General features: G+C 35.3%; 9 protein-coding genes. 8 read left to right on the top strand and 1 reads right to left on the bottom strand.

The genetic code is table 11. The features are described from left to right. Positions 1 to 157 precede the first annotated feature (157 nt). From MYP_RS10220 to MYP_RS10230, 3 genes are all read left to right on the top strand, one after another. Positions 158 to 1,318: a hypothetical protein gene (locus MYP_RS10220; RefSeq protein WP_045462405.1), complete on the top strand. Its 1,161-nt coding sequence runs from the start codon at positions 158 to 160 to the stop codon at positions 1,316 to 1,318. 78 nt (positions 1,319 to 1,396) lie between these two features. Beyond that, positions 1,397 to 2,320, top strand: coding sequence for a PfkB family carbohydrate kinase (locus MYP_RS10225; RefSeq protein ID WP_045462410.1), 924 nt, complete (start codon positions 1,397 to 1,399; stop codon positions 2,318 to 2,320). Between the two features lie 18 nt (positions 2,321 to 2,338). Next, positions 2,339 to 3,748, top strand: a complete 1,410-nt coding sequence (locus MYP_RS10230; RefSeq protein WP_045462412.1) for a DUF4403 family protein — start codon at positions 2,339 to 2,341, stop codon at positions 3,746 to 3,748. Positions 3,749 to 3,934: 186 nt separating this feature from the next. Here the strand turns inward: MYP_RS10230 and MYP_RS10235 are convergent, their stop codons facing one another. Continuing rightward, positions 3,935 to 5,653, bottom strand: coding sequence for a M61 family metallopeptidase (locus MYP_RS10235; RefSeq protein ID WP_045462415.1), 1,719 nt, complete (start codon positions 5,651 to 5,653; stop codon positions 3,935 to 3,937). A 171-nt stretch (positions 5,654 to 5,824) separates the two neighbouring features. Between MYP_RS10235 and rpmH the strand changes: the two genes are divergently transcribed. The 5 genes from rpmH (at position 5,825) to MYP_RS10260 (ending at position 9,547) form a co-directional block, all read left to right on the top strand. Beyond that, entirely contained in the window at positions 5,825 to 5,983 is a 159-nt protein-coding gene (rpmH, locus tag MYP_RS10240) for a 50S ribosomal protein L34 (RefSeq protein WP_028978652.1), read from the top strand. Between the two features lie 41 nt (positions 5,984 to 6,024). After that, entirely contained in the window at positions 6,025 to 6,423 is a 399-nt protein-coding gene (gene rnpA / locus MYP_RS10245; RefSeq protein WP_045462419.1) for a ribonuclease P protein component, read from the top strand. Between the two features lie 33 nt (positions 6,424 to 6,456). Then, the gene (locus tag MYP_RS10250) at positions 6,457 to 8,112 is read left to right on the top strand and encodes a S41 family peptidase (protein WP_045462423.1); all 1,656 of its coding nucleotides are present in this window, start codon (positions 6,457 to 6,459) and stop codon (positions 8,110 to 8,112) included. A gap of 223 nt (positions 8,113 to 8,335) precedes the next feature. Further along, the gene (gene tsaB, locus MYP_RS10255; protein ID WP_045462669.1) at positions 8,336 to 9,019 is read left to right on the top strand and encodes a tRNA (adenosine(37)-N6)-threonylcarbamoyltransferase complex dimerization subunit type 1 TsaB; all 684 of its coding nucleotides are present in this window, start codon (positions 8,336 to 8,338) and stop codon (positions 9,017 to 9,019) included. Between the two features lie 6 nt (positions 9,020 to 9,025). Further along, entirely contained in the window at positions 9,026 to 9,547 is a 522-nt protein-coding gene (locus MYP_RS10260) for a DUF2480 family protein (RefSeq protein WP_045462426.1), read from the top strand. The last annotated feature ends 164 nt before the right edge of the window (positions 9,548 to 9,711 follow it).

Below are 9,711 nucleotides of genomic sequence, written 5' to 3' on the forward strand. Positions count from 1 at the left end.
TGCCCTTAGTCCTTATATTTTCATCATTTTGTTGTGGTTTATCTCAATATTTGTTGAAAAATTCTACAATTGCTGAGTGAATTTTTCCTCCTCTTTAATTGTGAATGTAAAAACACCAATTTGTTGTAGATTTGAGTTTAAATTAATTTTCTCAAAAATGAAGATTGTTGAAGTTGCTGATAGTCAAACCAGGAAGGAGTTTTTGATGTTCCCGGTCAGATTGTATAAAGAAGATAAGAACTGGATTCGTCCCTTGGACAAAGACATTGAGGGAATTTTTGATCCGGAAGTAAATAAGTTTTTTCGTCATGGTGAGGCCATTCGCTGGCTGTTAAAAGATGATAATAATAATACAATAGGGCGTGTTGCTGCATTTGTAAATAACAAGACGGCCAAAGCTACTGATTATATTACTGGTGGAATGGGATTTTTTGAATGTATAAATATTCAGGAGGCAGCTTTTATGTTGTTTGATACTTGCAAAAAATGGCTCGAAGAGAAGGGAATGGAAGCTATGGATGGTCCTATAAATTTCGGAGAAAGGCTTAACTGGTGGGGCTTACTGGTAGATGGTTTTGTAGAGCCTAATTATGGAATGCCTTATCATTTTCCTTACTACAGAAGTCTTTTTGAAGCTTATGGGTGGAAAACCTATTTTGAACAATATACCTACCATCGCCCAGTAGATGCACCACTTCCAGAACTTTATGCTGAAAAAGCTGACAGGATAAATCGGGATCCTAAATATAGATTTGAACGCATAAAAAAGAAGCACCTCGAAAAGTATGCGGAGGATTTCAGGATTATCTATAACAAGGCCTGGGTAAAACATACCGGCGTCAGAGAAACTTCAAAGGCTCTGGCTCTGGCCCAAATGAAAAAAATGGAGCCTGTCATGGATGAAGATTTGGTCTGGTTTGCATACTATGACAATGAGCCTGTAGCTTTTTTCATTATGATTCCTGAGGTAAATCAGATTTTCAAACATGTAAATGGTAAACTGGATCTGCTGGGTAAATTGAAATTTCTTTACTATAAATACACAGGAGCTTGCAAGAAGATGTTCGGTGTAGTGTTCGGTGTAGTGCCAGAGTTTCAGGGAAAAGGTCTTGAGGGGGCTATTGTAATGGCCGCAGCGAAGGTTATTCAACCTTCAGGAAGGTATACAGATTTTGAAATGAACTGGATTGGAAGTTTCAATCCGAAGATGATGAAAATATGTGAATCTGTCGGTAGTAAAGTTTTAAAAACGCATATAACATATAGATATATTTTCGATCCAACCAAGGAGTTCAGGCCAGCTCCTATTATTGAATAGATAATTTGCTAATTGTAATTGATTGGTCGATATTTGATTACCTTTAAATCTAATTTTTAAAAATCTTAACTTAAAGAAATGAGTCTACTAGTTGTCGGTTCGGTTGCATTTGATGCTATCGAGACACCGTTTGGTAAAACAGATAAAATCGTAGGAGGGGCAGCTACCTACATCTCTATTGCATCATCATATTTTACAAAAAATGTAAACCTTATCGCGGTGGTAGGAGGTGACTTTCCTAAATCTGATATAAAGATGCTTGAAGATCATGGTATCAATACCAAGGGGTTGCAGATCAAAGAAAGTGAAAAAACTTTCTTCTGGTCAGGTAAATATCATAATGATATGAACTCCAGAGATACCCTGGTAACTGAGCTGAATGTACTTGGTGACTTTGATCCTGTTGTTCCTGAATCCTATCAGGACTGTGAATACCTGATGCTTGGCAATCTTGCTCCAAAAGTTCAAAGTACTTTAATCAAACGATTAAAAAAACGTCCAAAGCTTATTGTGATGGATACAATGAATTTCTGGATGGATATCGCTCTTGATGATCTTAAAGAAACTCTGGGTCTTGTTGATGTGCTTTCAATCAATGATGAAGAGGCTAGACAGCTTTCAAAAGAATATTCTCTTGTAAAAGCAGCCAAGAAAATTATGGCTATGGGTCCTAAAGTCCTTGTCATTAAAAAGGGAGAACATGGCGCTTTATTATTTAACAACGAACAGGTTTTCTTTGCACCAGCATTACCACTTGAAGAAGTGTTTGACCCAACAGGTGCCGGCGATACCTTTGCCGGCGGATTTATTGGTTACATTGCAAGTACTGGTGACACTTCTTTCGAAAACATGAAAAGGGCAATCATTTATGGCTCAGGCCTTGCATCTTTCTGTGTTGAGAAATTTGGTGTGGAAAGAATTGTAAACCTCTCAGATAAAGAGCTGGAAGAAAGAATTCAGGATTTTGTAGATCTTGTTCAGTTCGAAATCCAATTTGAGTAAAAGAATTATTTGTAATAAATGTCATTTAATATATCTTTTTACAAAACAGTATTCCCTTTTTCTTTGGGAATACTGATTTTTCTTTTTTCTTGTAAGACAATAAAGACGGCTGCCCCAACTGAATCTTATGAGAAAGTTATAATACCTCCGGAGGTTTCTGAAATCGTCCTGCCTTTTGAGCTAAAGGTGAAGGACCTGGAAGCCAAAGTTAATAAAGAGATCAACGGTTTAATCTTTGAAGACAAAGATTATGATGAGGATAATCTTCTTGTTAAAGTCTGGAAGTTTGAAAATATTAAGATTGATGTTGATGGTCCCTATATCTTATATACTGTTCCTGTAAAGGTTTGGCTCAAGGCTGGTTATGGCTTCAATAAATTTGGGATAACCTTTAATGAATCTGGAGAAACAGACTTCGCATTAAAACTAAAGTTTAAAACTCTTTTTGCACTTGATCCCTTTTGGAATTTCTCACCGAAAACAAACGCGGTAGAACATCAATGGATAAAAGAACCCGATTTGAAATTTATTGGTCTTGATATTCCCCTTACTTTTATTGCAGATAAAATTGTTAAGGGACAGCTGAATAAACTAGCTGTATTAATTGATGAGCTTGCTAAAAAGAATCTGGACGTACGAAAATATGTCCTAAGTGCATGGGAAGAGTTACATAAACCAATTGCTGTTTCTTCAGATCCGGAAGTTTGGGTAAGAATAGCCCCAAAAGATCTTTTCCTGACTCCTGTTGAAGGTAGAGGAGGGGTTATTCGCACGGCAATTGGAATGAAAGCATCCGTCGAAACTTTTTTAGGCTCTAAACCTCAATACTATTTGTCTGTTCTTCCAAATAAACGTGAGGAAAAAAAATATGATGGTAAGTTTAAGCTACTTGTCAATGCTGAAGTTCCTTTTGATAAAGCTACAGAACTTGCCCGCAAAAGACTCGTCGGTCAAGTGTATGAGTTCAAGGATGGAAAGAAAAGAATTAAGATCGAAAATGTAGATTTATATGGAAGTGAAATGAGGTTGGTGGTGAAGGTGGATATATCAGGAAGTCTTAATGGTACTATCTATCTCTCCGGGCTCCCTGATCTTGATCTTGCAAATAATGTTATCTCCGTTAAATCTCTTGATTTTGACATCGATACCAGGAATAAATTGTTGAAATCCGCCGACTGGTTATCTCATCAGCTTTTTGTTAAAAAAATTCAACCATACTTCACCTATAGCTTTGAAAAGGATCTAGCTGAAAGCAAAAAAGAAATTCAAAAGTTTTTAACGCATAATAAAGTTCATCCTGATTTGGAAATTAATGGAGAGATACAGGATGTGCTACCTAAGGATGTTTATCTTACAGAGCAATCTTTAAAAGCTGTAATGCTTTTCACAGGTGTTATTAATGCAGATATTCAGGGATTGGATTTTTAGCAGGCTAATAATTATTATAAAAGAAAAATTCCTTCCGGTTATGCTGAGAAGGAATTTCTTTTTATAGGATTTATTAACACAGATTGAAATTACCATTGAAAATCCTATTAATCACTTTAATCTATCTTTTTATTATAACTTCTGATTATTTAATTACCAATGAAGTTTTTTAATGCTTGATCCTGTTTAAAATTCGTGCTTTAGCCATTTCTTAAAGTTGTTTTTCTCAAATTCTGTCGATTCCTCATTTTTAACAATTTTATATTGTTTGAAATAAGTTTTTGTTCCGGTAGCATGTAGAATTATTTGCTTGACTTTTCCGAAACGCTGAATAACTAACTCAGAAGTTTTTTTGCCTTTTAATAAATCATTAAGATTGCCGCTTACATTGTTCCCGTCAATGGCAATGATTTCATCCTCTCTTGCCAGAACCTTATCCCCTGGAGAATCTGGTTCTAAAATGTCGACAAATGTTCTCCCTTCTTTTGTGCTTGTCCGGAAACCAAATATTTTTTCAGATTCATGTTTTGCATCCTGGATCTGAAGCTGGCATCCCACGTAGTTCAATAACTTCCTGAGAGGATCAGTTATTGGTCTTGTGCCGAAAATGAAATCATTGAAAAAGTTCTTTAACTTTTTACCTGAAATATTTTCTATAATTTTCTGAAAGTCTTCCGATGTATAGCCTATTGAAATCTTACCGTGAAGCTTCCACATCTGTTTCATCACATCATCAAGACTCTTTTTATTATGAGTTTCTTTTCTTATTAAGAGATCCAAAAGCAAAGCAATCATCGCCCCTTTTACATAAATGGAAACTTTTCTGTTAGGAATTCCCGAAACATATCCGTCAACCCACAGGTCAAAGGATGAATCAGCAACAGACATATAGGCATCTCCAAAATTTTCAAAATGTCTTTTAAATAAAAGATTCAATTCATGAAAATATTGCTGGATGTTGAAAGCCTTTGAGCGGACAAGAAAATAATCGCCATAGTATGTTGTGATGCCTTCTGCAATAAATCCGGAATTAAAATAATTTTCTTTCGTAAAATTATAAGGAAGCATTTCTGCAGGCCTTATTTTAATGATGTTCCATGCATGATATAGCTCATGAGAACTAATACTAAGAAAGTCATTGTAGAAACCTTCGGAGTTAAATTGCTCTCCTGGCCCCAGACAAATAATGGTGGAATTTCTATGTTCTACTCCATGGTGGTATTTATAAGGTAATATCTGATATATAAAATGATAATCCTTTTCTGGAAATTCCCCCATACTATTGATTTGCTCTTCTGTAAATTTTTTAAAATCAGAAAGCACTAATTGCCAGTCCGGTTGGCATTCACCTTGAATCCAAATATGAAATTGGGTCGAATCAATAGTGTATTGCTTGTGTTTCAACTGTGCGCTTGCGAGCATTGGACTGTCGACTAATTCATAATAGTCTTTTGCCAGAAGCTGGAAGCCTTTCTTTTTTAGTCCACACGCAATCTGATAGTTAGACGGAAGATTTAAATGAGCGACACAAGCAGAATTAATTTTCTCTTCTAAATAAGGTAGGCAGCAGATGAAGTTTAGGTATAGCTGGTCCTCATCGAGCCAGCAACCACCTGCGTCCATTTGTGCACAATAGTATTGAAATGAGAAAACAATACCTGATTCTCCATTTGTTACTATTTTCCAGCTATTTCGAGTTGTCTTTTTTACCTCAAGAGGTTTGGACGTGCCCTTAGAAAAAGCTTTTACCTGATGGAAATTCTTTGCGTAATTCTGTAGTTCGTATCTTCCGGGCCTCCATGCTGGAATTTGTAAGTTAATAAAGTCGGATTTTATTCCTTCTAAATGAAGCTCTACAGTAATGAAGTGTTTGTGTGGTTCAGTATAAGAAATAAAATATTCCATCAATAGATTTTAATGTTTTAAGCTGCTAAATTAACGTTTGGTCGTGTTAGAAGATCTAAAAATGTCTGTTTTATTTAAAAATGGAAGATTGTTTAAATAATTTTTCAGGTCGATTTGGTATTGCCGTTTTCAATCTGTATTTTTGCAGGCCAATTTTAATTGTAATTCAAAATGAAAAGAACGTTTCAGCCTTCAGTAAGAAAAAGAAGAAACAAACACGGTTTCATGGAAAGAAACTCTACTGCAAATGGAAGAAGAGTCCTTGCTAGCAGAAGAGCGAGAGGCAGAAAGAAATTGACTGTTTCTGACGAAAAAAGACATAAAGGTTAATAAATATTGACCTTTATGTTTTACTATCTTCATTTCATTTTATGAATGGAGAGCATAATGGTCGTATATTGAAGGCAACCCTGCCTTCAGAGGAAAGGCTTAAAAGTATTAAGTTTATAGAAGAACTTTTTAAAAGAGGTTCTTCTTATTTTTTGCATCCTTTTAAAATTGTCTATCTCGCAGACAAAAAGGATAATCGTGTTCCTCCTAAAATTCTTGTTAGCGTCCCCAAAAAAAGCTTTAAAAGGGCGGTGGACAGAAATCTTTTAAAAAGAAGAATAAAAGAAGCTTACAGAAAGAACAAATCGGGAATCTTTTCTTCGCCGGATATTGTTATGCCATCGCATCTTGCAATAATTTATATTGGAAAAGATAAATTAGACTTTGATACCATTGAAAAAAAACTAATTTTAATTCTCAATCGTTTAAAGTCTACTTGAACTCCACCATTTTATTTAGTCTTATCTAAAAACATGAAGAAAAACGTAAAGAAAATTGCTTTTTTTATTGTTCTCATTGCTTCCGTAACGCTTGTAGCTTTTAACCGACCGGGCGATAAATATTTCGAAATAGCAAAGAACATAGACATTTTTGCCTCACTGTTTAAGGAAGTAAATGCATATTATGTCGACGAAGTCAATCCGAATCAGGTAATGAAAAAGGGGATTGATGCAATGCTTGAGTCCCTTGATCCATATACCAATTATATTCCTGAAGATGAAATAGAAGATTTCAGAACTATGACTACTGGCCAGTATGGTGGAATTGGTGCAGTGATTGGTAAGAGAAACGAAAGACCTATTATATTAATGCCTTATGAGGGTTTCCCCGCACATAAGGCCGGTCTTATGGTTGGCGATGAAATTGTTTCTGTTGATGGAATCGAAGTTACAAGTAAGGCTACTTCTGATATCAGCAAGTTGTTAAAAGGTCAGTCTAATACACAAGTTAAGGTTGTGGTAAAAAGACTTGGAGTTCCTGAGAAATTTGAAGTAGTTCTTACCAGAGAAAAAATTAAGATAGACAATGTGCCATATTATGGCATGGTTAACAATAACACCGGATATATTAAATTATCCGACTTCACTAGCAATGCTTCTAAAGAGGTTAAAAAAGCACTTGTTGAATTAAAAGAAAAAGGTGCTAAAAATATTATTCTTGATTTAAGAGATAATCCAGGCGGACTTTTAAGTGAGGCAATTAATATCAGTAACTTGTTTATTCCTAAGGATAAAGAAATAGTGAGAACGAAGGGGAAAATTGCTGAGTGGAATAAAATTTATAACGCCTTAAATGCTCCGGTAGATACGGAAATGCCATTAGTTGTTTTGACTTCAAGCAGGAGTGCATCAGCTTCTGAAATTGTATCAGGAGTTATTCAGGACTATGACAGGGGTATTCTTATTGGAGAAAGAACATATGGGAAAGGCCTGGTTCAGGCTACGAGACCTCTTACTTATAATAGTCAGTTAAAAATTACAACTGCTAAATATTATACACCAAGCGGAAGATGCATTCAGGCAATTGATTATAGTCACAGAAATGAAGATGGGAGCGTAGGTAAAATTCCTGATTCACTAAGAGTTGCATTTAAAACAAAAAATGGAAGAACCGTTTATGATGGTGGAGGAATAAGCCCTGATATTGAGGTAGGAGACAGGACTATTGCTCCGATCACTTCTAGTCTTATTAGTAAAGGTCTTTTATTCGATTATGCAGGAGTTTATGTGTTGGATCATAAAAAGATAAAAGGTGCTAAAGAATATGAGATGTCAGATGCAGAATATCAGGACTTCATAAAGTGGTTGGCTAATAAGGAATATGATTATTCAACTAAAGTTGAAAACACCCTTGAGGATTTGGTGAATTTTTCTAAGAAGGAGAAATATTATGATGCAATCAAGCCACAGGTAGAATCTTTGAAGGCCCAGATTTCACATAATAAGGAAAAGGATTTGATGACTTTCAAAGATGAAATTAAAGAATACCTGGAAGAAGAAATTGTGTCAAGGTTTTACCTTCAAAAAGGTGTAGTGGAGGCATCATTCGATGATGATGAGGATGTAACTGCAGCTATCAGAATATTCAATAACCCTGTTGAGTATAATAAGCTTTTACAAGGTAAGTAGTTAATATTCGCTTAAGTACTATTACAAATACATTAAAGAATGACCGGGCAGGATTGTCCGGTCATTTTTTTATTCTTATGGATTTAATCAGCAAGCGATATACAATTGTTGATTTTTGCTTTTTAGCTCACTGGTTTATAATGATCAATCCATTTAGTTATATTTGTGTTCTCTTCCCTTCTAAACCATGGGGGCTTTAATTATAATCATAGTATTATATCAAATGGCATTAATCTTAAGTCTGGAAACATCAACTAAAGTTTGTTCTGTTGCGGTTCATAAAGATGGAGACCTGTTATCTGTGTATGAATTTAGGGTAGAAAGGTCTCATTCAAAGTTGATTACTCAGGCAATTTCTTTTTTGTTGAGTGGATTGGAACTTAAAGTGACCGATCTTGATGCTATTGCAGTTTCAAGGGGGCCGGGTTCATATACTGGTCTTAGAATTGGGGTGTCGACGGCTAAGGGACTTTGTTATGCTTTGGAAAAACCTTTAATTTCAGTGGATACTCTTGCAGCGATGGCGAGAAAAGTCAATAAATTCAATTTTAAGGATTCTTTGGTCTGCCCTATGATTGATGCACGGAGATTGGAGGTTTATTCTGCTGTCTATAATAAGAGTAATGAAACTATATCTCCTGTTTCTGCTGTTATACTAAACGAGTCCTCTTTTGGAGAATTCTTAAGTTCGAATGAAATTATCTTTTTGGGGGATGGAGCTGCGAAGTTCGAACCGATAGTAAAACATGCTGATAATGCGTTTTTCCTGAAAAGTGAAAATCCTTCGGCAGAATATGTAGGAATAATTGCCGAAGAAAAATTTTCAGATAAGCAATTTGAAGATGTAGCTTATTTTGAGCCGTTTTATTTGAAGGACTTTATCTCTACAGGGTCAACACCAAAATAATTATGTATGGAAAATCTCGGAAATGAAATTGTGAATCGTGTTGCTAACAGCGACTTGGTTTTAATAAATCTGGAAGATTACTACGATCAGGGGGAAAGGGTGATCTATGATATTAAAGATAATCTATTTCAGGGGTTAATCTTAAGGGAAAAGGAGTTTAGAGCCTTTGTAAAGGAGAACGACTGGTCAGTTTATTCTGGTAAAAATGTGGCAATTATTTGTAGTGAAGATGCGATAGTGCCATTTTGGGCATATATGCTTTTAATTTCAAAAATGGAACCATATGCCAGTCATGTGGTGTTTGGAGATTTGGGGCATTTGGAGCAGGCTTTATTTCAATCAGCTTTATCAAAGATTGATGCTACTGCTTATAAAGATGCAAAAGTAATTATAAAAGGGTGTAGTAAATTCCCAGTTCCCTTGTTTGCATATGGTGAACTTACAAGATTGCTTAGGCCGTTTGTGCAAAGTTTAATGTATGGAGAACCTTGCAGTACAGTTCCGATTTATAAAGCGCCCAAAAAATAATTTAATTAAATGAAATGTTGGTGGGTTGATAATCATTTTGTTGAAAAGTTTGATACGAAAATGTTGTGTTTTTGTTAACTTTTTTTCTGGGAAAATTTGGAAATTCAATGTAGACCCTATACATTTGCACTCCCTTCTTTAAGGAAGGGAAAAATTAGGAAGAA

This window comes from Sporocytophaga myxococcoides (assembly GCF_000775915.1).
Lineage (GTDB): Bacteria > Bacteroidota > Bacteroidia > Cytophagales > Cytophagaceae > Sporocytophaga > Sporocytophaga myxococcoides_A.